The 26,688-nt window shown below is 63.3% G+C and carries 25 protein-coding genes; 16 read left to right on the forward strand and 9 right to left on the reverse strand.

The window, feature by feature from the left end; all coding sequences use genetic code 11:
- The first annotated feature begins 56 nt into the window (after positions 1-56).
- Entirely contained in the window at positions 57-533 is a 477-nt protein-coding gene (locus tag ACSQ3G_RS20990; RefSeq protein ID WP_105402248.1) for a hypothetical protein, read from the forward strand.
- A gap of 17 nt (positions 534-550) precedes the next feature.
- Here ACSQ3G_RS20990 and ACSQ3G_RS20995 read toward each other — a convergent pair whose 3' ends face one another.
- From ACSQ3G_RS20995 to ACSQ3G_RS21010, 4 genes are all read right to left on the reverse strand, one after another.
- Positions 551-1,339 (reverse strand): YdcF family protein, encoded by a 789-nt coding sequence (locus tag ACSQ3G_RS20995; RefSeq protein WP_436111399.1) that lies wholly within the window; start codon positions 1,337-1,339, stop codon positions 551-553.
- An 18-nt stretch (positions 1,340-1,357) separates the two neighbouring features.
- On the reverse strand, positions 1,358-2,074 hold the full coding sequence (locus ACSQ3G_RS21000) for a YoaK family protein (RefSeq protein ID WP_436111400.1): 717 nt from the start codon (positions 2,072-2,074) through the stop codon (positions 1,358-1,360).
- A 109-nt stretch (positions 2,075-2,183) separates the two neighbouring features.
- A complete protein-coding gene (locus tag ACSQ3G_RS21005; RefSeq protein ID WP_436111401.1) occupies positions 2,184-3,392 on the reverse strand; it encodes a TIGR03862 family flavoprotein in 1,209 nt (402 codons plus the stop codon).
- Between the two features lie 19 nt (positions 3,393-3,411).
- The gene (locus ACSQ3G_RS21010; protein ID WP_436111402.1) at positions 3,412-7,038 is read right to left on the reverse strand and encodes a hydantoinase B/oxoprolinase family protein; all 3,627 of its coding nucleotides are present in this window, start codon (positions 7,036-7,038) and stop codon (positions 3,412-3,414) included.
- Between the two features lie 203 nt (positions 7,039-7,241).
- Here ACSQ3G_RS21010 and ACSQ3G_RS21015 point away from each other — a divergent pair, with 203 nt between their 5' ends.
- From ACSQ3G_RS21015 to ACSQ3G_RS21030, 4 genes are read left to right on the forward strand one after another with little or no spacing between them, the layout of a single operon-like run.
- Complete coding sequence (locus ACSQ3G_RS21015) at positions 7,242-7,826, forward strand: TRAP transporter small permease (protein ID WP_436111403.1); 585 nt, start codon at positions 7,242-7,244, stop codon at positions 7,824-7,826.
- 3 nt (positions 7,827-7,829) lie between these two features.
- A complete protein-coding gene (locus ACSQ3G_RS21020; RefSeq protein WP_436111404.1) occupies positions 7,830-9,143 on the forward strand; it encodes a TRAP transporter large permease in 1,314 nt (437 codons plus the stop codon).
- A gap of 34 nt (positions 9,144-9,177) precedes the next feature.
- A complete protein-coding gene (locus ACSQ3G_RS21025) occupies positions 9,178-10,158 on the forward strand; it encodes a TRAP transporter substrate-binding protein (RefSeq protein ID WP_105417626.1) in 981 nt (326 codons plus the stop codon).
- Between the two features lie 56 nt (positions 10,159-10,214).
- Positions 10,215-10,736, forward strand: coding sequence for a winged helix DNA-binding protein (locus ACSQ3G_RS21030; RefSeq protein WP_046600437.1), 522 nt, complete (start codon positions 10,215-10,217; stop codon positions 10,734-10,736).
- Here the strand turns inward: ACSQ3G_RS21030 and ACSQ3G_RS21035 are convergent.
- On the reverse strand, positions 10,733-11,596 hold the full coding sequence (locus ACSQ3G_RS21035) for a hormone-sensitive lipase (protein WP_436111405.1): 864 nt from the start codon (positions 11,594-11,596) through the stop codon (positions 10,733-10,735). The two genes, ACSQ3G_RS21030 and ACSQ3G_RS21035, sit on opposite strands and share 4 nt — an antisense overlap.
- Before the next feature lie 165 nt (positions 11,597-11,761).
- On the opposite strand from ACSQ3G_RS21035, the gene ACSQ3G_RS21040 reads away from it, so the two are divergent.
- The 8 genes from ACSQ3G_RS21040 to ACSQ3G_RS21075 all read left to right on the forward strand — a co-directional run bounded on the left by ACSQ3G_RS21040 (position 11,762) and on the right by ACSQ3G_RS21075 (position 19,490).
- Positions 11,762-13,387, forward strand: coding sequence for an AMP-binding protein (locus ACSQ3G_RS21040; protein ID WP_436111406.1), 1,626 nt, complete (start codon positions 11,762-11,764; stop codon positions 13,385-13,387).
- Between the two features lie 142 nt (positions 13,388-13,529).
- The gene (locus tag ACSQ3G_RS21045; protein WP_038547751.1) at positions 13,530-14,666 is read left to right on the forward strand and encodes an ABC transporter substrate-binding protein; all 1,137 of its coding nucleotides are present in this window, start codon (positions 13,530-13,532) and stop codon (positions 14,664-14,666) included.
- 9 nt (positions 14,667-14,675) lie between these two features.
- Complete coding sequence (locus tag ACSQ3G_RS21050; RefSeq protein ID WP_436111407.1) at positions 14,676-15,599, forward strand: branched-chain amino acid ABC transporter permease; 924 nt, start codon at positions 14,676-14,678, stop codon at positions 15,597-15,599.
- Positions 15,600-15,603: 4 nt separating this feature from the next.
- The gene (locus ACSQ3G_RS21055) at positions 15,604-16,581 is read left to right on the forward strand and encodes a branched-chain amino acid ABC transporter permease (RefSeq protein WP_436111408.1); all 978 of its coding nucleotides are present in this window, start codon (positions 15,604-15,606) and stop codon (positions 16,579-16,581) included.
- A complete protein-coding gene (locus ACSQ3G_RS21060; protein WP_105424755.1) occupies positions 16,574-17,323 on the forward strand; it encodes an ABC transporter ATP-binding protein in 750 nt (249 codons plus the stop codon). Before ACSQ3G_RS21055 ends, ACSQ3G_RS21060 begins: the two co-directional genes overlap by 8 nt.
- A complete protein-coding gene (locus tag ACSQ3G_RS21065; protein WP_436111409.1) occupies positions 17,323-18,006 on the forward strand; it encodes an ABC transporter ATP-binding protein in 684 nt (227 codons plus the stop codon). Before ACSQ3G_RS21060 ends, ACSQ3G_RS21065 begins: the two co-directional genes overlap by 1 nt.
- A gap of 2 nt (positions 18,007-18,008) precedes the next feature.
- Complete coding sequence (locus tag ACSQ3G_RS21070; RefSeq protein WP_037080105.1) at positions 18,009-18,521, forward strand: MarR family winged helix-turn-helix transcriptional regulator; 513 nt, start codon at positions 18,009-18,011, stop codon at positions 18,519-18,521.
- A 39-nt stretch (positions 18,522-18,560) separates the two neighbouring features.
- On the forward strand, positions 18,561-19,490 hold the full coding sequence (locus ACSQ3G_RS21075; protein WP_436111410.1) for a glutaminase: 930 nt from the start codon (positions 18,561-18,563) through the stop codon (positions 19,488-19,490).
- A gap of 48 nt (positions 19,491-19,538) precedes the next feature.
- On the opposite strand, the gene ACSQ3G_RS21080 is transcribed toward ACSQ3G_RS21075, so the two are convergent.
- From ACSQ3G_RS21080 to ACSQ3G_RS21095, 4 genes are all read right to left on the reverse strand, one after another.
- Complete coding sequence (locus ACSQ3G_RS21080; protein ID WP_046637891.1) at positions 19,539-21,056, reverse strand: tripartite tricarboxylate transporter permease; 1,518 nt, start codon at positions 21,054-21,056, stop codon at positions 19,539-19,541.
- 21 nt (positions 21,057-21,077) lie between these two features.
- Positions 21,078-21,572 carry a tripartite tricarboxylate transporter TctB family protein gene (locus ACSQ3G_RS21085; RefSeq protein ID WP_436111411.1) on the reverse strand — a complete coding sequence of 165 codons (495 nt, stop codon included), beginning with the start codon at positions 21,570-21,572 and terminating at the stop codon, positions 21,078-21,080.
- Positions 21,569-22,513: a Bug family tripartite tricarboxylate transporter substrate binding protein gene (locus ACSQ3G_RS21090; RefSeq protein WP_105402261.1), complete on the reverse strand. Its 945-nt coding sequence runs from the start codon at positions 22,511-22,513 to the stop codon at positions 21,569-21,571. Before ACSQ3G_RS21090 ends, ACSQ3G_RS21085 begins: the two co-directional genes overlap by 4 nt.
- Before the next feature lie 237 nt (positions 22,514-22,750).
- Entirely contained in the window at positions 22,751-23,821 is a 1,071-nt protein-coding gene (locus ACSQ3G_RS21095; RefSeq protein WP_436111412.1) for an ABC transporter substrate-binding protein, read from the reverse strand.
- A gap of 185 nt (positions 23,822-24,006) precedes the next feature.
- Between ACSQ3G_RS21095 and ACSQ3G_RS21100 the strand changes: the two genes are divergently transcribed.
- The 3 genes from ACSQ3G_RS21100 (at position 24,007) to ACSQ3G_RS21110 (ending at position 26,686) form a co-directional block, all read left to right on the forward strand.
- Positions 24,007-24,516, forward strand: coding sequence for a DUF1993 domain-containing protein (locus tag ACSQ3G_RS21100; protein ID WP_436111413.1), 510 nt, complete (start codon positions 24,007-24,009; stop codon positions 24,514-24,516).
- Positions 24,517-24,599: 83 nt separating this feature from the next.
- Positions 24,600-25,277 (forward strand): response regulator transcription factor, encoded by a 678-nt coding sequence (locus ACSQ3G_RS21105; protein WP_105440144.1) that lies wholly within the window; start codon positions 24,600-24,602, stop codon positions 25,275-25,277.
- On the forward strand, positions 25,274-26,686 hold the full coding sequence (locus ACSQ3G_RS21110) for a sensor histidine kinase (protein ID WP_436111414.1): 1,413 nt from the start codon (positions 25,274-25,276) through the stop codon (positions 26,684-26,686). The genes ACSQ3G_RS21105 and ACSQ3G_RS21110 overlap by 4 nt, the downstream gene beginning before the upstream one ends.
- Positions 26,687-26,688 lie beyond the last annotated feature (2 nt).

Here is a 26,688-nt window from a genome sequence, read left to right on the forward strand (position 1 = left end):
GCGTGCGTCACCCTTCCGCGCGTGCCGTGAACAGATGAATTTGCAGAGGTCGGCCTGTGAAAAAGCTCTTGATCATCGTCGTGCAGACGCTCGTCCTGGCGTTTGCGCCAACACTTGCTTTTGCTCAGCAGCCGCAGCGTTTCAGCGATCCGGAAATCTACGAGAGGGATTACTTTCGCAAGGAATGCAAGATCGTCGATTTCGGACCGGCCTTCATCAAGCGCTTCGACATCAACAATGACGGCATGATCGACCTCGTTTCCAACCAATCCGAGGTCACCTGCGACGGGGTCAAGGGACCGCGCTGCGCCAGTGAAGGCTGCCGCTACAATTTTTATGTCCAGATCAAGGAAGGCGGCTACGTGATGGTCGCCACCGCCCAGCTTTATAAATACGATTTCGTTCAATACTTCGGCAACATGGTCTTTGAATTGACGATGCATCCCCGCTTCTGCGGTCGAAACGACGCCGCGCCCTGCGAAATGCGCGTCAGGGTGCGCGGCCTTGATTTCAATATCCTGTCGAAGAAATAGAACGGCCCGGAGATGGTTCATCCCGGAAAGATCCCGCCGATCCGCCCGGTGAGGTAATAGGCGGTCAGGCTCATCCACTCCCGCGCCGCGGTCGTCGCCAGCTGCGCATTCAGCGCCGGCTGGGTGAAATCCAGCGACAGGCGAACGATGCCGCTGGTGCGGTAATCGACCGGCCACGGCGTCACCGTGATCCCGGCCGCCCGGAACAGGCCCATCGAGCGCGGCATGTGGAAGGCGGAGGTGATCAGCAGGCAGTTATCGAGCCCCTGAGCCTTGAGAAGCCCGGCCGTGTTCAACGTGTTCTCATAGGTCGTGCGGGACGCGTTTTCCTTCACCAGCCGATCGGCAGGGATGCCGAAGGCGGAGAAGAACCGTTCCGAAGCCTGCGCTTCGCCTTCGTAGGCGCCGCTGATCGAACCGTCGCCGCCGGAAATCAGGATGCGAGCCTGCGGATGATTGCGGGCGAGCCGCAGAGCTTCCACGAACCGGTCGGCCGCCTGGTTCAGCTCTATGCCGCCGCGCGCGGTCGTCACCTCGTTTTCCAGCACGCCGCCGAGCACGATCATGCAGGAAACCGCCTGTGGCTCCTGGGAAGGCTTCGGAAAGCGATCTTCCAACACCTGCAGCGCCACCGTGCCTGTCGTGGTGAAAAGCGTCAGGAATAGCACCAGCGCGGTTAGGAATGCGGCTAACCCGCCGAGCCTGCGCCAGCCAACGAAGACCAGAAATGTGGCGAGAGCTCCGAGCAGGAAGGCAATCGAGAGAGGCTGGGCAAACACCCAGAAGAGCTTGGAAAGCAGGAACATCAAAAACTTTCGGAACGATCAGGCGCGGCGGCGGGCGGAAACGATCGGCTGCTGGAAGTGCAGGTGCAGCGGGCGCGGCAGAAGCGCCGTCGCCAATGCCACCGCAAGGGCCAGAACCGAAACGATCCAGAGCGCATGGCTGCCCGCATATTTCGTCAAAAAAGCGCCGGTGACGGCACCGCACGCCATTCCGGTCCAGGGAACCGTCTGGATCAGCCAACCGGTCGGGTTGCGGTCGCCGATCAGCCAGCGGCCGATGCCCCGGCCGAAACGGGAAAGCGCGCCGGTCACATAGGTGAGGCCGATCGGCAGCCCTTCGATATGTTCGACCGTCGCGTTGATCATGCCCATCGACAGCACGATCAGATAGAATTGAAGCCGCGGATAACCGGCCGTGGGAACGATGGAAGCTGCGGCCAGCAGGAGTGAAACGCCCGATAGCACGACGAAGGTTCGCCGCGCCGAAACCGTATAGGCAAACACGATGCCGAGAGCGTTGCCGAGGATGAAGATCCAGAGCGCGATGAAGAGGATGATCGCATGGCTATAGTCGCCATCGGCGAAGGAGATTGCCGCGCGGGTCGTGTTGCCGGTCATGAAGGACACGAAGTCGCCCGACAGAAGCAGGCCCACGGCATCCGTCATACCCGCCACGAAGGAAATGGCGGCAACCAGCGCAAGACCTGTCACGGTCCGCCGCCTGCGGATGATGCGTCTTCGTCTTTCCCTGCTCATGGAGCCCCTTCCTCCGCGTAACTCTGCGCGAATCACGCCCCGAGGCGTTGATCCAGGACAATGCCGGATAACTAGGAAAGAAATCGCAAATCGAGCCCCGAAGCGAGTCCTATTGCGAGCCCAGCCACGCCTCGACGCCTCGGGCAGCTGCGCGACCCGTCGCAAGGCACGCGGTCAGCAGGTAACCGCCCGTCGGCGCTTCCCAGTCGAGCATTTCCCCGGCTGCAAACAGGCCAGGAAGCGGTTTCAGCATGTAGTTTTCGTCGAGATCGCTCCAGGCGACGCCGCCGGCGGAGGAGATTGCTTCCGCAATCGGCCGGGGACGGAGAACCGGGATCTGCAGAGACTTGATCAGGCGCGCCAGTTTCTCAGGGGACACGCGGTTGGCATCGCCAACAAGTTCGCGAAGTAGGGCAGCCTTCACGCCCTCCAGCGCTGCTCCCTTGCGCAGACGGTTGGAGAAACTCGCCTTGGCATCCTGCCGGGCAAGGTCGCGGCCAAGTCGCTCCAGCGTGCGGCCGGGCGCGAGATCGACGGTCAATGCCGCTTGGCCTTGCGAGAAAAGTCGGTCGCGAAGCGCTGCCGAATGGGCATAGACCAGGCTGCCCTCGATCCCGTGTTTCGAGACCACGAATTCGCCCTGGAACGTGCCGGCGTCGGAAGTGGTCGAAACAGATTTCAGCGGCTCACCGGCGAAACGGTTACGAAATGCCTCGCTCCAAGCGACTTCGAAACCGCAATTGGCCGGCTGCAGGTCGGCCACTTCAACGCCCTTGGCGCTCAGCCACGGCACCCAGGCGGCATCCGAGCCAAGCCGCGGCCAGCTGGCGCCGCCCAGTGCCAAAAGGGCGGCATCGGGCCGGACGGTGACCGGCCCTTCCGGCGTTTCGAACCGGTGACCGTTTTCGGCAAACCCGACCCAGCGATGCCGCGTCCTGAGTGCCACGCCCTGCGCCTCCAGCCGCCGCAGCCAGGCGCGCAGGAGCGGTGAGGCCTTCATGACCTTCGGAAACACCCGTCCGGACGTCCCGACGAAAGTTTCCGTGCCGAGACCCGCTGCCCAGGCCCGAACGTCGTCCGGCGTGAATGCCTCCAGGGCAGGGTGCAGGCGCGGGGAGGCGCTTCCGAAACGTGCCGCGAACTTTGAAAAGTCTTCCGAATGGGTGATGTTCAGCCCGGATTTGCCGGCGAGCAGGAATTTCCGCCCGAATGTCGGCATCGCCTCGTAGATCGTGACGGCGTGGCCGGCAGCGGAGAGAACCTCCGCCGCCATGAGGCCCGCCGGGCCGCCGCCGATGATCGCGATCTGCTTTGTCATGCCTCCCGGTTACGGCAGATCACTCCGCTTTGCCATAGCCTCCGGCTGTCGGCGTCTGGACGGTCACTGCCTCGCCCGCCTCAATGATCGTCTGGGCGCAGCCACCTAGCTCTTCGAGCGTGCCGTCGAGGCGCCGCACCGTGGTCTTGCCGAGTTCGCCGGTTTCGCCGCCGGCAAGCCCGCGCGGCCTGATCGTCCGGTGCGAGGAAAGGATGGCGCAATCCATCTTCTCGAGGAAGCGGATGGTGCGTTTCGTCCCGTTGCCGGCCGAGAACCTGCCCCTGCCGCCGGAATTGTCGCGGATGTGGAAATCCTCGAGCAGCACCGGATAACGGGTTTCCAGGATTTCCGGGTCGGTGAGGCGGGAATTGGTCATGTGCACATGCACCGCATCCGTGCCCTCGAAACCGGTCCCGTCGTTGAACACGCCGGCCGGCGAGCCGGAGCACAGCGTCTCGTAATACTGGTAGGTCGCATTACCGAAGGTGAGGTTGTTCATCGAACCCTGGCTTGCCGCCATCGCGCCGAGCGCGCCGAACAGCGCATTGGTCACATGCTGGCTGGTCTCGACATTGCCGGCAACGACTGCCGCCGGATATTGCGGCTTCAGCATCGACCCTTCCGGGACGATGATCCGGATCGGTCGCAGGCATCCCGCATTCATCGGAATGGAGCTTTCGACCATGACACGGAAGACATAGAGCACCGCCGCCCGGGTAACCGGTTCCGGCGCGTTGAAATTGTTCTTCTTTTGCGGGCTCGTTCCGGTGAAATCGACAGTCGCCTCGCGCTTGGCCTTGTCGACGGTGATTTTCACATTGATCACGCTGCCCTGGTCGGTCGGATAGGAGAACTCGGAATTTCCGAGCTTCTCGAGGACCCGGCGGACACTCTCTTCCGCATTGTCCTGGACGTGGCCCATATAGGCATGGACCACGTCCAGCCCGAACTGCGCGATCATCTTGCGCATCTCGTGCACGCCCTTTTCGTTGGCGGCGATCTGGGCGCGCAGGTCGGCGACGTTCTGGGCGACGTTACGAGCAGGGTAGGGGTGGTTGGAGAGGAGATCGGTGATGCCGGCCTCGTCGAACCGGCCGCGATCGACGAGCAGCACGTTGTCGAACAGCACGCCCTCTTCATCGACGGTGGTCGCAAGCGGCGTCATCGAACCCGGCGCCGTACCGCCGACATCCGCATGATGGCCGCGCGAGGCGACGTAGAACAGGATGTTCTGGCCCTCGGCATCGAAGACCGGCGTGACGACGGTGATATCCGGCAGGTGCGTGCCGCCGTTATAGGGGGCGTTCAGCGCGAACACGTCGCCAGGGCGGATCCTGCCCTGGTTCTGAGCGATGACGCTTTCGACCGACCGGTCCATCGAGCCGAGATGCACCGGCATATGCGGGGCGTTGGCCACCAGCGCGCCGTCCGCATCGAAGACGGCGCAGGAGAAATCCAGCCGTTCCTTGATGTTGACCGAAGACGCGGTGTTCTGCAGCGTCACGCCCATCTGTTCGGCGATCGACATGAACAGGTTATTGAACACTTCGAGCAGCACCGGATCGGCCTGCGTGCCGATCGGCTTGGCGCGCGAAAGCTCGGCGACGCGCTTCAGCACGACATGGTTCAGCCTGGTAATCTCGAAGGCCCAGCCGTCCTCCACGACGATCGTCTGGTGCGGCTCGACGATCAGGCACGGGCCGCTTGCGCGCGATCCCGGCTTGATGTCGGCGCGGCGGTAGACCGGCGCCTCCCGCCAAGCTCCGCCGGAGAAGAATTTTGTCTGTTCGGCGGCCGTTGGCGCGCTATTGTCCAATTCGAATTCGGGTTCGTCGGAATCGGCGCCGCCGCCGATCGCCTCAACCTCATAGGCCTCGAAAATGATCTCGCGGTTTTCGAAGATGAAGCCGAACTGCTTCTTGTGTGCCGTCTCGAAGGCAAGCGTCATTTCTGCCGCATCGGCGAGAGTTACGGGCAGTGTCGTATCGGTGCCCTGATAGCGCAGATGAGCGCGGTGCAGCACCTCGGTTCCGGATGCGGTCACGCCCTGCGACGCCATTTCTTCCAGCACGCTGGCAGTCAGGTCGTCACGGATCGGTTGAAGAGTTTTCAGCGCGGCCGCAAGCTCTTGCGATACCGTGCGCTGGCGGCTGGCGCGGATGTCGGCGAGGCCCATGCCATAGGCGGAAAGAATGCCGGAGAAGGGGTGGATCATGACCGTCGAGATGCCGAGCGCGTCGGCCGTCAGGCAGGCATGCTGGCCGCCGGCGCCGCCGAAGCAGGTCAGCACGTAGTGGGTGACGTCGTAGCCGCGCTGGACGCTGATCTTCTTGACCGCATTCGCCATGTTCTCGACGGCGATCGCCAGGAAGCCGTCAGCCACTTCTTCCGGCGAACGGCCGTCGCCGATCACCTTGGCCATGTCCTCGAAGGCGGCGCGCACGGCATCCGCATCGAGCGGCTGGTCGCGGTTGGGGCCGAAGATCGCGGGAAACAGTTTTGGCGAGAGCTTGCCAAGCATGACGTTGGCGTCGGTGACGGTCAGCGGTCCGCCACGGCGATAGGCCTTCGGACCGGGATTGGCACCAGCCGAATCCGGGCCGACACGAAAACGGCCATTCTCGAAATGCAGGATCGAACCGCCGCCGGCAGCGACTGTGTGGATCGACATCATCGGCGCGCGCATGCGAACGCCCGCCACTTCGGTTTCGAACGAGCGTTCCAGCTCGCCGTCATAATGGGAAACGTCGGTCGACGTGCCGCCCATGTCGAAGCCGATCATCCGGTTGAAGCCCGCCAACCGCGAAGTCTCGACCGCCCCGACCACGCCGCCGGCAGGTCCCGAAAGGATCGCATCCTTGCCCTGGAACAGCCGTGCCGCAGTCAATCCGCCCGAGGACTGCATGAACATCAACTGCGCGCCCTGGCTGTCGGCGACGTCGAGGCCGGTCCCGAGCTCGCCGGCAACCTGCTCCACGTAGCGGCGCAGGATCGGCGACAGATAGGCATCGACCACAGTCGTGTCGCCGCGACCGACCAACTTGATCAGCGGTGAGACCTCGTGGCTGACGGAAACCTGGGTAAAGCCGATGTCGCGTGCGATATGCACAATCAGCTGCTCGTGCGCCGGGAAGCGATAGGCGTGCATCAGGACGATCGCGACGGCGCGGAAGCCCGCGTCATACTGCTCCTGCAACTGACCGCGGATCGTCTTTTCGTCCGGCGCGGCCTCGATCGTGCCGTCGGCGCGGACCCGTTCGTCCACCTCGACCACGTGCTTGTAGAGCAGCTCCGGCTTGATGATCTTCTTGGCAAAGATGTCGGCGCGGGCCTGATAACCGATCGCCAGCGCGTCCCGGAAGCCGCGGGTCGTCACGAGCAGCGTGCGCTCGCCCTTGCGCTCCAGCAGCGCATTGGTGGCGACCGTCGTGCCCATCTTCACAGCGCCGATCGCATCGGCAGGGATGGCGGCGCCGGCAGGCACGCCGAGAAGTTCGCGGATCCCCTGCACGGCGGCGTCGCGATAGGCTTCCGGATTTTCGGACAAGACCTTATGGGCGACGAGCGACCCGTCCGGCTTTCGGCCGACAATGTCGGTGAACGTGCCGCCGCGATCGATCCAGAAGTCCCACTTAGCCTCGGTCATGTTCCGCCCCTCAAATCAAATTGCGTGCCTTAACGAAAACATTTCGTCGATAAAACGTCAATGATTAGTTGACAGGAAAATGCACATTGAAGCATCATGCTTGCTGAACGGGCAGGAAGCCGCCAAGAGCTCCACCCGGATAACCGGCAACCGAGGGGAGCCGACCATGCCGTTTTCGAGATCCTGTAACGGGAGGGCCATCCATGTCCTCCGTTGATCCCCGCCACAGCATATTCCCGGATTGGCTCCGGAAGGTGCTGGATGGACTTTACCTGTTTTCCGGTTATCTCGCCGGGCTTTTTCTCGTCGCCATTTTCCTGATCATGCTGGGGCTCTCGGCCGGGCGCCCGCTCGATATCGACGTGCCGTCCGGTGACGATTTCGCCTCCTGGTGCATGGCCGCAAGCGCTTTCCTCGGCCTCGCCCACACGTTCCGCTCAGGCGAGATGATCCGTGTCGGATTGCTGATCGAGCGTTTCAAGGGCCGCCTGCGGCAGGTCATCGAAATCGTCGCCCTGGCCACCGGCACTGTTGCCGCGGTTTATTTCGCCTGGTTCGCCTATGACATGACGAAGACCTCCTGGCAGTTCAACGACCTGTCGCAGGGCGTCATCGCCGTGCCCTTGTGGATCCCGCAGCTCGGCTTCTGCGGCGGCCTTATCATCCTCGCGATCGCCTTTGTCGACGAACTCCTCCATGTCCTTTTCGGCGGTTCGCCGCGCTATGAGAAACCGGAGCCGCAAACGGCCGAGGAAGTCATAGAGCGCGCCATGCAGAGCGGGGCCTGATCCATGAGCACGATCGAACTCGTTGAAATCGCCGGCGTCGTTCTTGTCGCCCTTCTGGCGCTGCTGGCCGGCGGGGTGTGGATCGGCATTTCGCTGCTGATCTGCGGCTTTATCGCCATGCTCTTCGTTCCCGGCATTCCGATCGGCGCCGTGCTTGCCACCAATTCCTGGAGCGGCGGCGCCTCCTGGTCGCTCGCGGCCCTGCCTCTGTTCGTCTGGATGGGGGAAATCCTGTTCAGGACGCGGCTTTCGGAAGAGATGTTCCGCGGCCTGGCTCCCTGGCTCGGCTGGCTGCCCGGCCGCCTCATGCATGTCAACGTGCTCGGCTGCGGCCTGTTCGGCTCGATCTCGGGTTCGTCGGCCGCCACCACCGCCATGATCGCCAAGATCGCCCTTCCGGAATTGAAGAAGCGCGGTTATGACGAGATGGTCAGCCTCGGTTCTCTCGCCGGCGCCGGCACGCTCGGCATCCTCATCCCGCCGTCGATCACCATGGTCGTTTATGCTGTCGCGGCGAATGTCTCGATCATCCAGATCTTCCTCGCCGGCTTCCTGCCGAGCATCATCGTCATGGTGCTTTATTCCGGCTACATTATCGTCTGGTCGCTTCTGAACCCGGACAAGCAGCCGCCCGCACCGCCGAAGATGAGCTTCATGGAGAAGCTCAGGGAATCGGCCAATCTCATTCCCGTTACGCTGCTCATCGTGCTCGTCTTCGCGACCCTCATTCTCGGCTGGGCGACGGCGACGGAATGCGCGGCCTGGGGCGTGCTTGGTTCGCTTGCCATCGCCGCCTGGTCGCGGACGCTGACGATAAAAGCCTTCTGGGACAGCGTCATGGGGGCGACCCGGCTTACCTGCATGATCATGCTGATCCTGACCGGCGCCGGCTTCATGTCGATTGCCATGGGCTATACCGGTATTCCGAACGCGCTCGCCGCCTGGGTCGACAGCTTCAATCTCAGCCCCTATGCGCTTATCGCTGTGCTGACGGTGATGTATATCCTGCTCGGGGCAGCGCTCGACGGGCTGTCGATGATCGTGCTGACCACCATCGTGGTGTTGCCGATGGTCCAGCAGGCCGGTTTCGACCTCGTCTGGTTCGGCATTTTCCTGGTGCTGATCGTCGAGATGGCGGAAGTCTCGCCGCCAGTGGGCTTCAACCTCTTCGTGCTGCAGACGATGAGCGGCCGCGACAGCCTGACCGTTGCCCGCGCCTCGCTGCCATTCTTCTTCCTGCTTGTGGCGACTGTCGCCATCATCACGGTCTTCCCGGAAATCGTGATGGTTCTGCCGAAAATGGCATTCCCGGGCTAACCAGAGTGACAAAAAGGGGACTGATATGAAAAGCTTGCTTTCCAATCTCGTGCGCACCGGCCTTGCCGGCGCGGCGCTGCTCGCCGCCAGCGGCGCGGCCTTTGCCCAGACCGCCTGGGTCCTTCCGTCGGCCTATCCGCCGGCCAACTACCATGTCCAGAACCTGAGCCAATTTGCCTCGGACGTGGATGCCGCCAGCAAGGGCGCTCTCAAGATCACCATCCATCCCAACGCTTCGCTCTTCAAGGCGCCGGACATCAAGCGCGCCGTCCAGACGGGACAGGCACAGGCCGGCGAGGTGCTGATCTCGCTGCACGAGAATGAAAACCCGGTCTTCGGCATCGACGTCGTGCCGTTCCTGGCGACCAGCTTCGACGCATCGAAGAAGCTCTATGCCGCCTCCAAGCCGGCGATCGAAAAGGCGCTCGACGCGCAGGGCCTCAAGCTCCTCTATGCGACACCGTGGCCGCCGCAGGGCATCTTCACCAAGAAGGACGTCAACAGCACGGCGGATCTCAAAGGCCTGAAATGGCGCGCCTACAACGTCGGCACGTCGCGCATCGCCGATCTCGTCGGTGCCCAGCCGGTCACGGTCCAGGCGGCCGAACTGCCGCAGGCGCTGGCAACCGGCGTCATCGATGGCCTGATGACCTCGAGCGCCACCGGCGTCGACAGCAAGATCTGGGAATCGCTGACCCACTATTACGACACCCAGGCCTGGATCCCGAAGAACGTCATCTTCGTCAACAAGGCTGCCTTCGCAGCACTCGATCCGGCCGTCCAGAAGGCCGTCACCGATGCGGCGGCTGCCGCTGAAACCCGCGGCTGGGCGCTCGGTGCCGAAAAGACTGCCGCCTACATGGAAACCCTCAAGAAGAACGGCATGAAGGTTCTCGAACCGAGCGCCGATCTCAAGAAGGGCCTGGCCGATGTCGGCGCCAAGCTGACCGAGGATTGGTCGAAGAAGGCCGGCGCTGATGGCGCCGCCATTCTGGACGCCTACAAGAAGATGTGATTTGAGGGGCGCCGCAGGCATCCGCCTGCGGCGCGCTCGTCCCGGGAGGAAAAATCATGGCATCGGAAAAGAGTGAATTCGGCCCGATCGTATCCTCCGGGCACTTGGCGAGCGGCGCATTGCCGGCGCTCTCCGAGATCGAATTCGGCATGATCATGCTGAACCACGCGTTCAGCCGCTGGATGGTCCGGTGCATGTCGGCTGCCGGCGTGCCGGATCTCTCGCCGATCGATATCCTCGTGCTGCACAATATCAACAGCCGCAACAAGGCAAAGACGCTCGCCGATATCGCACTGGTCCTCAACATCGAGGACACGCATGTGGTGACCTACGCGCTGAAGAAACTCGAGCGCCTGAAGCTGATCAAATCCGGCCGCCGCGGCAAGGAAAAGCTGGTCATGGTGACGGAGGCGGGCGCCGAGGCCTGCAGGCGTTATGCGGCGGTGCGCGAGGAATTGCTGGTCAAATCGGTGCTGGCCACCGAGGTTTCGGGGGAAACCCTGTCGGCCATGGCGGCCCGCCTGCGCGCCCTGTCCGGCCATTACGACCAGGCCGCCCGGGCTGCGGCTTCGCTTTAGGAAAACAGCGCATCCATCAGCGGATGGGCAGGATCCTCCATGCCATCGAGGATGGTGAAGTGATGCTTGTCCGGCTCCTCGACGGCGTCCGTCTCGGCGCCCAGCCCCTTCCAGATGCTTGCCAGCAGCGCGTTCTGACGGATGAACTCGGCGCGCTCGCCCGCTCCAACCCAGCAGGTCACTCGAGCGCCGCCAAGCGGCTCCAGCAGGGCGGGGCTTTCCCGGTAGGCTTCTTCGATATCGATCCGCTGCTTTTCGTTCATCTTCGTCTTCATGATCGGCCGCAGGTCATGCACGCCGGAAAGCGAGACCGTGTTGACGATGCGGCTGCGCACTGCCTCCGGCAGCGGGGAGGTGGCCGAGATCATCCGCGTCACCAGATGGCCGCCCGCCGAATGGCCGATCAGCCGGATCGGTCCCGCCACGTCCTCTGCAGCAGCCTCGATCGCCTTGCCGATTTCCAGCGTGATGCCTGAAATGCGGTTTTCCGGCGCCAGCGTGTACATCGGCATGGCGACAGCATATCCGCGCTCTACCGAACCCTTGGCGAACTGCGACCAATAGCTGTTGTCGAGACCGATCCAGAAGCCGCCGTGGACGAAAACCACGAGGCCGACCGGATCGGTTTCAGGCAGGAAAAGGTCGAAGCGGTTGCGCGGCTTCTCGCCGTAGGAAAGGCCGAGCCTGGCGCGGCCGGCTGTGGCGAGCGCCTCGCGATAACGTCGTGCCGGCTCCACCCATGCTGCCGGCCAGCGGTCGCCCTGGGGAATGTTGATGCCGTTGGCATAGGCATTGTCCCAGTCGCTGATCCGATGACGCATCTTCACTTTCCCTTCGATCCGCTTGATTTCGAACGCCATACTGTCACCGCATCAACCCGCTTGGAAGCCCGTCGCAGCTTCAAAAATCGTCGGATGAAAAATTATTACAAACTTAAACTTTCTCTCTTGCAACCGAGAGAAAGCAGTGCTTTTCTGGGCGAAAGGCAAAAAGCCGCTATATAAAAAATGCTTGGGAACGAAAATATGCTGGGACCGTCAGGCCATCTGGATACGTTTGCCCGCGACAATCTTCCGCCGCCGGATCAGTGGCCGGAAATCAGGCTTGATGGCTTCGATTATCCGGAATGGATGAATGCGGGCGTCGAGCTCACCGACCGCATGGTCGAGCGCGGCTTCGGCGACAACACTGCGCTCATCGGCAACGGCCGCCGCCGCACCTACAAGGAATTGTCCGACTGGACGAACCGCATCGCCCAGGCGCTGACCGAGGACTACGGCCTGAAACCCGGCAACCGGGTGCTGATCCGTTCCGCCAACAACCCGGCCATGGTTGCCTGCTGGCTGGCAGCAACGAAGGCCGGCGCAGTCGTCGTCAACACGATGCCGATGCTGCGCTCCGGCGAGCTCGCCAAGATCATCGACAAGGCGGAAATCTCGATCGCGCTCTGCGATACGCGGCTGATGGACGAACTGGTCGCCTGCGCCAAGGAAAGCCGGTTCCTGAAACAGGTGATCGGCTTCGACGGCACCGCCAACCATGACGCCGAGCTCGATCGGGCGGCGCTCAACAAGCCGGTCCGTTTCGAAGCGGTGAAAACCGGCCGCGACGACGTCGCCCTGCTCGGCTTCACGTCCGGTTCCACCGGCGTGCCGAAGGCGACCATGCATTTCCACCGCGATATCCTGATCATCGCCGATGCCTACGCGAAGGAAGTGCTGGACGTGACGCCGGACGACGTGTTCGTCGGGTCCCCACCGCTTGCCTTCACTTTCGGCCTCGGCGGCCTCGCGGTTTTCCCGCTGCGTTTTGGTGCAGCCGCCACCCTTCTGGAACAGGCGACGCCGCCCAAGATGATCGAGATCATCGAGACCTACAAGGCGACGATCAGCTTCACTGCGCCGACCGCTTATCGCGCCATGCTGGCGGCGATGGATGCCGGTGCCGACCTGTCGTCGCTGCGCATTGCGGTTTCCGCTGGCGAGACGCTGCCGGCGCCTGTCTTCGACGAATGGGTGGCGAAGACCGGCAAGCCGATCCTCGATGGCATCGGCGCCACCGAGATGCTGCATATCTTCATCTCGAACCGGCTCGGCGATTCCAAACCCGCCTGTACCGGCAAGCCGCTTACCGGCTACGAGGCGATGGTCGTCGACGACGACATGAACGAAGTGCCGCGCGGCACGATCGGCAGGCTGGCGGTCAAGGGACCGATCGGCTGCCGTTATCTCGCCGACGACCGCCAGAAGGAATACGTCAGGGATGGCTGGAACCTGACGGGTGACAGTTTCGTCGAGGACGAGGACGGTTATTTCCACTTCGCCGCCCGCTCCGACGACATGATCGTCTCGGCCGGCTACAACATCGCCGGCCCGGAAGTCGAAGCAGCACTTCTGAAGCACGATGCGGTGCTGGAATGCGCGGTAATCGGCGCGCCGGACGATGGGCGCGGCACGATCGTCGAGGCGCATGTGGTGCTGGCGAAAGGCTTCGAGGCAAGCGACCTGCTCGTCAAGATCCTGCAGGATCACGTCAAGGCGGTCATCGCGCCTTACAAATATCCGCGCTCCGTCGTCTTCACCGAGGCGCTGCCGAAGACCGAGTCCGGCAAGATCCAGCGCTTCCGCCTGAAGCAGAAACCCTCGGCGTAACCATAGTGAATAACGGTTGAATTTCGCCGCATATGCAGAGTGGAAGTTTCCACGCAAATGTGGAAGACAAAGAAGACCCGGCGGATGTTCAAGTCCGTCGAAGGCATCGGGAACGACACAAAAACAAACGGGAGTTCGTCACATGAAGAAAATGCTTGCTGCAGCCACTTTGGCGCTGAGCATGAGCACCACCGGCATGGCTTTCGCCGAGCCGCTGAAGATCGGCATGATCACCACGCTTTCAGGCGGTGGCGCCGGCCTTGGCATCGATACCCGCGACGGTTTCATGCTGGCGATCAAGAATGCCGGCAACAAGGACATCACCGTCGTCACCGAAGACGATGCGCAGAAGCCGGAACTGGCCGTGCAGATCGCCGACAAGATGATCCAGAGCGACAAGGTCGATATCCTCACCGGCATCGTCTGGTCGAACCTGCTGATGGCGGTTGCGCCGAGCGCGGTGGCCCAGGGCAAGTTCTACGTCTCGACCAATGCGGCCCCTGCGGCGCTTGCCGGCGCCAATTGCAACAAGCTCTATTTCAACGCCGCCTACCAGAACGACAACCTTCATGAAGCCATGGGCGAATATGCCAACAAGGGCTACAAGAAGATGTTCATCCTCGCTCCGAACTATCCGGCCGGCAAGGATTCGCTGACCGGCTTCAAGCGTTATTACAAGGGCCAGCTCGCCGCCGAGGTCTACACCCAGGTCGGCCAGACCGACTATGCTGCCGAAATCGCCCAGATGCGCGCCTCCGGTGCCGACGGCATCTTCGTCTTCCTGCCCGGCGGCATGGGCATCGCCTTCATGAAGCAGTTCGCCCAGTCGGGCGTAAAAATCCCGGTCATGGGCCCGGGCTTCTCCTTCAGCCAGGACGTCCTGCCGGCCATCGGCGACGCCGCTGTCGGCGCCAAGGCCTCCGGCCAGTGGGCCCCGGACTTCGACAACGCCGCGAGCAAGAAGTTCCTGGCGGATTTCCAGAAGGAATATAACCGCCTGCCGTCCATCTATGCCGTCCAGGCCTATGACGCTGCCCAGCTCATCGTTGCCGCAGCGTCCAAGGCCAGCGTCAAGAACGCCGATGCCTTCGGTGCCGAACTGAAGAAGGCCGATATCCAGTCCCCGCGCGGAAAATTCAAGTTCAACACCAACCAGCATCCGATCCAGGACATCTACCTGACGGAAGTGGTGAAGCAAAACGGCGTCATCACCAACAAGACGGTGGAGAAGATCTTCGCCGATCACGGCGATGCCTACGCCAAAGACTGCAAGATCTAAGGTCGTCTCGTGACTTTGGCACTTGCTCTGGAGCAGTTGCTCAACGGCCTGCAGCTCGGCGTCATGTTGTTTCTCATGGCCGCCGGGCTGACGCTGATCTTCGGCGTCATGGGCCTGATCAACCTCGCTCACGGCTCGCTCTACATGGTCGGCGCATTCGCCTGCGCCACCGTGGCGGCGTGGACCGGCTCGTTCTGGATCGGATTGATCGCTAGTCTCGCCGCGGCCGCCGCCGCCGGGGCGATCGTCGAGCTCGTGGTGATCCGCAGGCTCTACGACCGCGACCACCTCGACCAGGTGCTCGCCACCTTCGCGCTGATCCTGATATTTTCGGAAGGCACGCGCTGGCTGTTCGGTTCCTTCCCGCTCTATCTCGATATTCCGCCGCTGCTGCAGGGCGCAGTCGCGCTGCCGGGCGGCACGGAATATCCGGTCTACCGCCTGGCGATCATCCTCGCCGGCGCGATCGTGGCCTTCGGCCTCTACCTGCTGATCTCCCGGACCCGCCTCGGCATGCGCATCCGCGCTGGCGAAAGCGATCGCGAGATGATCGGCGCTTTAGGCGTCGATATCCGCACGCTTTATACCGTCGTCTTCGCGCTCGGTGCGGCGCTGGCAGGCCTTGCCGGCGCCATGGTCGGCGCGCTGCAGTCGGTGCAGGTCGGCATGGGTGAGCCGGTGCTGATCCTCGCCTTCGTGGTCATCGTCATCGGCGGCATCGGCTCGATCAAGGGTGCGCTGCTCGGTGCCCTGCTGGTCGGGGTTACCGATACGATGGGGCGTTTTCTGTTGCCGAAGATCCTGGCGCTGTTCGTCGCTCCGGCGCAGGCCGGCATGATCGGCGGCGCTGCGGCCTCGATGCTGATCTATATCGTCATGGCGGTCATTCTCGCGGTCAAGCCGCGCGGCCTCTTCCCCGCGGCGCATGCGTGAGATCATGATCGTGACCCGCGAAAACCTCATCAACCTCATTCTGGCGGCCCTGCTTCTCGCTGTGCCCTTTGCGGCGAACGCGCTCGGCCAGCCGTTCTACATCACGCTGGCGACCCGCATCGCAATCCTTGCGCTCGCCGCGACGGGCCTAAACTTGGCGCTCGGCCTCGGCGGGCTCGTCTCCTTCGGTCACGCAGCCTTCTTTGGTATCGGCGGGTATGTGGCCGGCATTCTGGCGGCTCATGCCTTTTCCGGCGATCCGCTGCTGTTCGACCTCTCTGGCTCGAAGCAGATGTGGGTGATCTGGATCGTCGCAGTGATCCTGTCGGCCCTCGTCGGCCTGGCGATCGGCGCGATCAGCCTGCGCACCTCGGGCGTCTACTTCATCATGATCACGCTCGCCTTTGCGCAGATGGTCTACTATTTCGCGATCTCCTGGCCCGCCTATGGCGGCGAGGACGGGTTGTCGATACTCGTCCGCAACCAGTTTCCCGGCGTCAACACCATGCGGCCGCTGACCTTCTTCCTGATCTGCTACGTTGTCCTGCTGCTGGCGCTCGGCCTTTTTGCGCTGATCCGCGCCTCGCGTTTCGGCACGGCGCTGCAGGCGGCGCGGCAGAACGAGGTGCGCGTCGCGACCGTCGGCATCCAGCCCTATCGCATCCGGCTCACCGCCTTCGCGATCTCGGCGGCGGTCACCGGCCTTGCCGGCGCCCTGTTTGCTGATCTCAACCGCTTCGTCAGCCCGTCCATGCTCTCCTGGCACATGTCGGGCGAGTTGATCGTGCTGATCATCCTCGGCGGCACCGGTCGGCTGTTCGGGCCGCTGGCGGGTGCAGCACTCTACGTGATCTTCGAATTTGCGCTCGGCGGTCTCACGGAGCGCTGGCAGTTCTTCCTCGGCCTCATCCTGCTCGCCGTCGTGCTGTTTGCGCGCGGCGGTCTTCTGGGCCTGCTTGCCGGAAAGGCCAAACATGGTTGAGCCGGTTCTCCAGATCTCCAATCTCGTCAAGAACTTCGGCGCTCTCCGGGCGACCGATGGCGTGACGCTCGACCTGCGTCCGGGCGAAATCCACGCCCTGATCGGCCCGAACGGCGCCGGCAAATCGACGCTCATCCACCAGATCTGCGGCACGCTCCGGCAGGATAGCGGCTCGATCCGTTTTGACGGGCAGGATATCGGTTCGTTCGGGGTTGCCGAACGCGCCCGCCTTGGACTTGGCCGCACCTTCCAGGTCTCGTCGATCGCGCCGGATTTTTCGGGCCTGCGCAACGTCATGCTGGCGGTCCAGGCAAAGCAGGGCTCGAGCTTCCGTTTCTTCAAACCCGTCATGCGCGACAGGTCGCTGATCGATACCGCCATGGCGATGCTGGAACGCGTCGGTTTAACCGCCCGCGCCCGCATTCCTGCCGCCGAGCTTTCCCATGGCGAGCGCCGGCAGCTCGAAATCGCCATGGCGCTGGCGCTCGGCTCGAAAGCCTTCCTTCTCGATGAACCAATGGCCGGCATGGGGCCGGAAGGCTCGAAATCGCTGACCCACTTTCTCGATACCCTGCGGCATGAAGCGCCGATCCTGCTGGTCGAGCACGACATGGATGCCGTCTTCGCGCTCGCCGACCGGATTTCGGTGCTCGTCTACGGCCGCATCATTGCGACCGGCACGGTGGAGGAGATCCGCCGCGACCCCACGGTGCGCACCGCCTATCTCGGAGACCATGCCTGATGCTGCTCGATGTAACGGAGATCGAAGCATTTTATGGCGCCAGCCAGGCATTGTTCGGCGTCGACCTTTCGGTCGCCGAGGGCGAGGCCGTCGCCCTGATGGGCCGCAACGGCATGGGCAAGACCACGACGATCCGTGCCATCTGCAACCTCAATCCCCCACGTGCCGGTGCGGTGAAGATCGGCGGCACGGATACGAAGGGCAAGCGGCCGCATCATGTCGCCAAGCTCGGCATCGGCCTGGTGCCAGAAGGCCGCCGTTGTTTCCCGAACCTCACGGTCCATGAAAACCTTTTCGCTGCCGCGCGGCCCGGCCAATGGACGCTGGAACGCGTCAGCGAACTGTTTCCCCGGCTTGAGGAGCGGCATGCCCAGATGGCAAGATCGCTGTCGGGCGGCGAGCAGCAGATGCTGGCGATCGGCCGTGCGCTGATGACCAATCCGCGCCTTCTCATTCTCGACGAGGCGACCGAAGGCCTTGCCCCGGTCATCCGCCAGGATATCTGGAAGGCGATCAGGCGGCTGAAAGCCGAAGGTCTGTCGATCCTCGTGGTGGATAAGACGCTTTCGGAGCTTTTGCCGGTTGCGGACCGCTGCGTCATCCTGGAAAACGGAAGAAGCGCCTGGAGTGGCAGGCCCGCGGACCTGACGACGGAACTGCAGGATCGATATCTCGGGGTATAGTCATGGAAGCGGAAGCGGCAAGCGCCGACCTGGAACTGATCGCCCATGGCCCGCATGGGAAGAACAAGCCTGAGACGCGGCTCTGGCTGCGCATGCTGTCCACCACCAAGCTGATCACCACGGAAATCCGCCGCCGGCTCCGCACCGAGTTCGGCGCGACGCTTCCCCAGTTCGATCTGATGGCGCAGCTCTATCGCGAAGCGGACGGCTTGAGGCTCGGCGAGCTTTCCAAGCGCACCATGGTGACGAACGGCAATGTGACCGGGCTGGTGGAGCGGCTGGAGACGGACGGTTTCGTGCAGCGGGTCACGCCGGACGGGGACCGCCGTGTCACCGTCGCCAAGCTGACGCCCGCCGGGACCGAGCTTTTTGTCGCCATGGCAGCCGCCCACGAAGGCTGGCTGCGCGATATCATGGCCGATGTGGACCCGGCGATGATCGCCTCGTTGTGGTCGGAGATCGGCGCGGTGAAGGCTTCCGCCAGCAACCATCTTTCCGGCAGCGCCTTCGAATAGTAAGGCTCGTCTCCGGGCGCAACAATTCGGGGTTAAGAGATGGCAGACCTGCAGGCGATCGTCGATGAGATCCACACGAAACTGACGCCGCGTCTGGGCGAAGGCAAGGTGGCCGACTACATCCCGCAGCTCGCCCATGTCGATCCGAAGAAGTTCGGAATGGCGATCATCGGTGTCGACGGCCAGGTCTTCAAGGCCGGCGATTGCGACGAACCCTTCTCGATCCAGAGCGTCTCGAAGGTCTTCACGCTGACGCTGGCGCTCGGCAAGCATGGCGAGACCACCTGGAACCGCGTCGGCCGCGAGCCCTCCGGATCGGCCTTCAATTCCATCGTCCAGCTCGAACATGAGGAAGGCAAACCGCGCAATCCCTTCATCAATGCCGGCGCCATTGCCGTCAGCGATCTCGTGCTTGCCGGACACACGCCGCGCGAGGCGATCGGCGAGATCGTCCGTTTTGTGCGTTACCTGGCGGATGACGATTCGATCGCCATCGATCCGGAAGTGGCGAAGTCGGAGCAGGCGACGGGTTTCCGCAATTTCGCGCTCGCCAATTTCATGCGCTCCTTCGGCAAGCTCGACCATCCGGTCGAACATGTCCTCGGCGTCTATTTCCACCACTGCGCATTGGCGATGACCTGCACCCAGCTCGCCAAGTCGGCCCTTTTCCTCGCCGCATCGGGCCGCAATCCGCTGACCGGGCACACCGTAGTCTCGAAGCAGCGGGCAAGGCGCATCAATGCGCTGATGCTGACCTGCGGCCATTACGATGGATCGGGCGATTTCGCCTACCGTGTCGGCCTGCCCGGAAAGAGCGGTGTCGGTGGGGGCATCATGGCGGTAGCACCTGGCAAGGCCTCCGTCGCCGTCTGGTCGCCGGGCCTCAATCACAACGGCAATTCGCTGCTCGGTTCGCTGGCGCTGGAAATGCTGGCTACCCGAACCGGCTGGTCCGTGTTCGGCCAATAAAAAAAGCCCGGCCGAAGCCGGGCTTTCAGTTTGCTGGCAGCATTATGATCAGTCTTCGCTGGCTGCCATCTGCGAAAGAGCGTCGCCGCGTCCGCGTGCGCGCAGGACGAGCGGCAGGATGAGGGCAAGCGCTGCCACGCTCAGCAGCACGGCGGCGATCGGCGAGGTGAACAGCACCGTCACGTCACCCTGGCTGATTGCCAGCGCGCGGCGAAGCTGCTGTTCGGCAAGCGGCCCGAGGATGAGGCCGACGATGACAGGCGCGATCGGATAATCGAAGACGCGCATGATATAGGCGACGAGCCCGAAGACCAGCAGCATGCCGAGCTCGAACACCGAGGGGTTGGCGCCGATCGTGCCGAGTGTTGCGAACACCAGGATGCCCGCGTAGAGCCACGGCTTCGGAATGGTCAGCAGCTTCACCCACAGGCCGACCAGCGGCAGGTTAAGCACGAGCAGCATCAGGTTGGCGATCAGCAGCGAGGCGATCAGGCCCCAGACGAGCTGCGGGTTGGTCGCAAACAGCAGCGGACCGGGCTGCAGGCCGTATTGCTGGAAGCCGGCGAGCATGATCGCGGCAGTCGCCGAGGTCGGCAGGCCGAGGGTCAGGAGCGGCACCAGCGTGCCCGCGGCGGACGCATTGTTGGCCGCTTCCGGCCCGGCGACGCCTTCAATTGCCCCGTTGCCGAATTCTTCCGGGTGCTTGGAAAGCCGTTTCTCAGTTGCGTAGGAGAGGAAGGTGCCGATCTCGGCGCCGCCGGCCGGCATCGCGCCGATCGGGAAGCCGATCACGGTGCCGCGCAGCCAGGCTTTCCAGGAACGCCCCCAATCCTGCGCCGTCATCCAGACCGAGCCCCTGATCGCTTCGATCTTGTCCGGCGCGGCTTCGCCCTGGGCGGCGATATAGAGCGTTTCGCCGATCGCAAACATGGCGACCGCCATGGTGGTCACCTCGATGCCGTCGAGCAGGTCCGGAACCCCGAAGGAGAGACGGTTCTGCCCGGTCAGCTGGTCGATGCCGACGAGCGACAGGGCAAGTCCGATGAACAGCGATGTGAGCCCGCGCAGCGTCGAACTGCCGAAGGCCGAGGAGACGGTGACGAAGGCCAGAACCATCAACGCAAAATACTCGCGCGGACCGAAGACCAGCGCCAGCTTGACGATGTAGGGCGCGATGAAGGCAAGCGCCAGGGTGGCGATCAGTCCGGCGACGAACGATCCGATCGCAGCCGTCGCCAGTGCCGGGCCGCCGCGTCCCGCCCGGGCCATCTTGTTGCCTTCGAGCGCGGTGACGATCGAGGCGCTTTCGCCCGGCGTGTTCAAGAGGATCGAGGTGGTCGAGCCGCCATACATGCCGCCGTAATAGATGCCGGCGAACATGATCAGCGATCCGGTCGCATCCAGCTGGTAGGTCACCGGCAGAAGCAGGGCGACGGTGGTCGCCGGACCGATGCCCGGAAGCACGCCGACCATGGTGCCCAGCGTCACGCCGATCAGCGCATAGAAGAGGTTCATCGGCTCCATTGCCGACACGAGCCCCTGGAGAAGGAATTCGAATGTGCTCATGATCTTACTCTCAGGGTCACGTCACTGGATCAGGTGTTCGAGCGGGCCTGCCGGAAGCGACAGTTGCAGGACGCCGGCAAAAAGCCACCAGATGCCAAGACAGACGATAATGCCGACCGGAATGCTGATCCACAGCCTGCGGGCGCCGAAACCCGCTGCGGCGAGGCCGAACAGCGTGCCCGTGGCGATAGAGAAACCGGCGATCCGAATGAGGATCATCTGCGCCAGAAGGCCGGCGACGACCCAGGCGACAGGCCCGAATTCCTGTTTTTCGCGGACCGGAAAGTCACGACGAAACGCAGCGAATACGGTCCAGATTGCGAGGCCGATCAGTGCGAAGGCGATCCAGTTGGGAACGGTGGCGGGACCGACCTGGCTATAGCCGCCCATGTCCCGCAGCCGGTCGACATCCAGGAAGATGACGGCAGCGACGGCGACGAGGATGGCGGCAATAACAAGCGCCGCCCAATCGGGGCGGCGCTGTTCGGTACTCGTTTTGTTGTTGTCGAGGCTCATTTAACCAGTCCGATGTCCTTCAGGATGGTTTCAGTCGCGGCAATGTCCTTGGCAAGCTGCGCTTCGAATTCCGGACCGGAGAGATAGGTGTCGATCCAGCCCTTGGTCTTCAGGGTGTCCTGCCAGGTCTTGGACTTGGCGAGCTTTTCGACGTCGGCGGTCACGGCCTTCTTCTGCTCGGGGGTCAGGCCGGGAGCGGCAGCGACCATGCGCCAGTTCTGGATCACGACATCAAGACCGGATTCCTTCAGCGTCGGGGCATTGATGCCTTCGAGCTTCTTTTCGGAGGAGATGGCGAGCAGACGCAACGCGCCGGCCTTGATCTGCGATTCGAACTCGCCGTAGGACGAGATGCCGGCCGTGACTTGGCCGCCGAGGATGGCGGCGAGCGCTTCACCGCCGCCGGAAAACGCGATGTAGTTGACCTTTGTCGGATCAACGCCGGCAGCCTTTGCGATCAAGCCCGCCGTGATGTGGTCCGTACCGCCGGCCGAACCGCCACCCCAGGAAACAGCGCCCGGGTTTGCCTTCAGCTTGGCGACGAGGTCGGCAACGGTCTTGATCTCGGAGGCTGCCGGTACGACGATCACTTCGTACTCGCCCGTGAGGCGAGCGATCGGGGTGACGTCCTTCAGGGTGACCGGCGACTTGTTGGTCAGGATGGCGCCGACCATGACATAACCGCCGACCATCAGGGCGTTTGCATTGCCCTTCTGCTGGCTGGCGAACTGGGCGATGCCGATCGTGCCGCCGGCGCCCGGAACGTTCATGACCTGAACCTTGCCGGAGATCTTCTCGGTCTGCAAAGCGGTCTGCATGGTGCGGGCGGTCTGGTCCCAGCCGCCGCCCGGCGCTGCCGGAGCCATGATCGAGTAGTCGGCCGCAGCGGCCGGAAGTGCGATTGCGCCCGCGAGAAGGGAAGCAAGGAAGAAATGTTTCAAGGGTCGATCCTCCGTTGGCGTCGTGATCCGACGCGATATGTTTGTTGGCGGAACGAGGGAGAGGGTTTGGCAAGCGGGAACCGCCTGACCGATGTCCTCCCATCGTCAATCGGGTCCCCACCTCCAAATGGGGGCCGAATGCCCTAAGCCAGCATATGAAGCTGACATTAACCTGACATTTTCCCTGGACTTGCCATTTGGCAAGGGGTTTCCACCCGCCGCCGCCGAATTTTGTGACTATTGCAGCCTGAGGACCTCATTCCAGCGGGAAATCAGCCGTGCCCGCTTCACCTGGTCGAGATAGACCATCAGCCCGAGGCTGACCGGCACCGGCTTCAATTGTCCGCCGAGCATCTCCCGCAATGTCGTCGCGGTGTTGTTGCCGGCGACTTCCGGGCTGACGGCGGGGATCTGCAGTTCGCGGGCCATGATCGTCTGGCCTTCCTTCGACATGAAGAATTCGAGATAACGCTTGCCGAGATCCGGAGCGGCGGCGGCCTGCGGCACCAGGCCGATGCGCGACATCACCACGGTATAGTCCTTCGGCAGCACGATCCCGACATCCGGATGACGGGAAGCCCAGTCGGCGGCATAGGAGCCGAGAATATTGTACCCGAGCAGGAACCGTCCGTCGGCGACGCGTTCCAGGATCGCCTGGCTGGTCGAGTAGAGCTTCACGCCCGCCGCACCCATCGCCCGGATCACCGACCAGATATCGCCGAACTGCTCCTGGTCGCGCGCCATGAACAGGAAACCGACCCCGGAACGCTCGATGTCGTAGGTGCCGATCCGGCCGTAGACCGAATCGCCCCGCTTCTGGAGGAAATCGACCAGTTCGGCCCGGGTCGAGGGCGGGGACGAATCCCTGAAACTCGGCTTGTGATAGACGAACACGGCCGGTTCGAAAGTCAGTGCATAGGCCGTATTGCGCCAGTTCGCCCAGCCCGGCCATTGCCCGCTCATCGGCAGGTCGCTGCGCTGAGCGTAGCCGTCGTTGGCGAGCTTCACCTGCAGGTCCATGGCGGAGGAAAAGGCGAAGTCGGCGGTCTTTCCGCCCGCGTCCGTTTCCCGGACGATCCGGTCGTATATCTCGCCGGTCAGCATGTCCTCGTAGCGCACCGCCACATCCGGATTGGCCGTCTGGAAGCCGGCGATCATCGGCTTGGCGAGCGGCTCGTCGAGCGAGGAATAGACCGTCAGCATCGGCGCCTCGTCCCGCCCGGAAAGCGCTTGGAACAGCTTGGTATCCGCCCCGGCGAGACCTGGCGAGACGGCAAGACAGAGGAGTGAGAAAAGCAGCCTTTTCATGGGCTCACAATGCCCCACCGCGGCGGCGGCGACAAGCCGATCGGATGACCCGTAACATTCCCGCCACAGGGGGGCCTGATGCAACCATCTGCCGGCTTGTTTTCCGATGCCGTGCCATTACGTGTGGGCGGTCTTTTCGCGCCGGAAGCCCCGGCGTCCCCGTCCGTCAACGAAGGTTTCGCACCATGTCGCTTACACTCTACGATATCACGGTACCGGTTTTCATCCGCGCTTTCGGCAACCTCACGGAAATCCTCAGGAAAGGCGAAGCCTTCGCTGACGAGAAGGGCATTGCCCACAAGGAACTGCTGGAAACCCGGCTGGTCCACGACATGTACCCGCTGACCGCCCAGATCCAGCGAGCCAGCGACACGGCGAAATTCGTGCCGGTCCGCGTCGGGCAGATCGAGAGCATCGCGATGGCCGACGACGAAGTCACCCTCGCCGATCTGCATGCCCGCATCGAAAAGACCGTGGCCTTCCTGAACAGCGTCGATCCGGCCAGCATGGCGGACCGTGAGGACGCCGAGGTGATCCTGAAGACCCGCAGCGGCGAGACGAAGTTCACCGGCAGGAGCTACGTGCTCGGCTTCGCGCTGCCGAACTTCTATTTCCACGTCGCGACGGCCTATGCCATCCTGCGCCACAAGGGCGTTCCGATCGGCAAGATGGACTATATCGGCCGTTCCCAATAACGGTCGCGGTAACCACCGTATCAGCGCCTCAGTGACATCGCCGCTTCCGCGTTTATAATCGTCTGCGGAAGCGGGGAGATTTCGTGCGTATTCTTCTGGTCGAGGACAATCAGGCGCTGGCCGACGGGCTGTCGACGATCCTGCGCGGCAGCGGTTACGCGGTCGATGCGGTGGCCGATGGCGCTTCGGCGGAAGCTGTCGCTGCCGCAGAGGCCTATGATCTCGTCATTCTCGACCTGAACCTGCCGGAAATGGACGGGCTCGACGTGCTGCGCGCCATGCGGGCGCGGGCGAACAAGGCGGCGGTGATGATCCTGACCGCCCGTGGTACGCCCGAGGAGCGGGTGAAGGGGCTCGATCTCGGCGCCGACGACTATATGATCAAGCCGTTCGACATCCCGGAATTCGAGGCGCGCATCCGCGTGCTGCTGCGCCGCCAGGCGGGTCTTCGCAGCTCGATCGTCAACTATGGCGGCATCACCTTCGACCTGAATTCGCGGACCTTTTCGAGCCAGGGCGTCACCCTGGACCTGCCCGCACGCGAGGTGGCGCTTCTCGAACTGCTCTTTCTGCGCGCCGGCAAGGTGGTCTCCAAGGACGCGATCATGGCGTCGCTGACCGGCTTCGACGACGACCTTTCCGCCAATGCGATCGAGCAATATGTGAGCCGCCTGCGCCGGCGTCTCGCCCCGCACGGGCTCACGGTGAAGACCGCCCGCGGCATCGGCTATTATCTCGAAACCACGGCACCGACGGCATGACGCCAATCCCGCATGGCGCCCAGCCCTTGACGCCACTGGCTGCCTATTCCCTGCGCCGCCGGCTGCTTGCCTGGCTTCTCGTCTCGACGGCGGTGATCGGCACGATCGCCATGGTCGACACCTGGGACGAGGCGGTCGATACGGCAAACGACGTGTCCGACCGCGTGCTGGCCGGCTCCGCGTTGGCGATCGCCGAGCGGGTGATCGTTGCCGAGGACGGTTCTCTCGAAGTGGACATCCCCTACGTGGCCCTGGAAATGCTGACCTCGGCGGCGCAGGACCGGGTCTTCTACCGCGTCGATGGGCCGCCTGGAAAATTCATCACCGGCTATCAGACGCTGCCGTCGATCCCGCGCCGGGAAGGCCAGGCGGCGGCGTTCGAGAACGCCACGTTCCGCGGCGAGCCGATCCGCGTCGCCGCCCTTGCCCGCTCCGCTTCGACCGGCATCAATTCCGTGCCGTTCACGGTGACCGTGGCGGAAACCACCATCGCCCGCCAGCAGCTGACGCAGACGATCCTGATCCGCTCCGCGCTGCGTCTGCTGTTCATGATCGTCGGCGCCGCGATCATCGTCTGGGTGGCGGTGACGCTGTCGCTCCGCCCGCTCTACCGCTTCAGCGAGGCAATCGCCGAACGCAGCCCGGACGATCTTCACCCGATCAGCGAACGGGTGCCGAACGAGGTGCAGGGCCTTGTCGACACGGTCAATTCCTTCATGGTTCGCCTGGAAAGCGCGCTTGAGGCGCTACGGCATTTCACCGGCAATGCCAGCCACCAGCTGCGCACGCCGCTCACCATCATCCGCACTCAGCTTGCCCTTGCCGACCGTGCGACCGAACTTGCCGAGGTCAAGGAGGCTGCCCGCAAGGCGGACGAGGCGGTGGCGGATGCAGAGCACATCCTCGCCCAGCTTCTCCTGATGGCGAAGATCGATGCGGCCACCCGGTCGGCCTCGATGCAGCGGGTCGACCTGACCGCGTTGGCGCGCGGTACGACGGCCGACAACGTGCCGCTTGGCGCCGATGCCGGTATCGACCTCGGTTTCGAGGGAGATGGGGAGGTCATGGTTTCCGCCGAGCCACTGCTGATCGGCGAACTGATGAAGAACCTGATCGGCAATGCGCTGCTTTATGCAGGAAACGGCGCCGAAGTGACGGTTCGCGTCAAGTCGGAAGACGGTGCCGCTGTGCTGGAGGTCGAGGACGATGGTCCCGGCATTCCGCCGGAAAAACGGGCGTCGGTACTCAAGCGCTTTGATCGCGGTGACCGCTCGGATAAGCTCGGCACCGGCCTCGGCCTGCCGATCGTCGAGGAGATCGCCCGCCTGCACGGAGCGACGATGATCCTCGCGGACGGTCGCGAGGGGAAGGGCCTGAAGGTCGAGATACGGTTTCCCGTAGCCGGCTAAGT

The organism is Neorhizobium tomejilense (genome assembly GCF_964254135.1).
Lineage (GTDB): Bacteria > Pseudomonadota > Alphaproteobacteria > Rhizobiales > Rhizobiaceae > Neorhizobium > Neorhizobium tomejilense.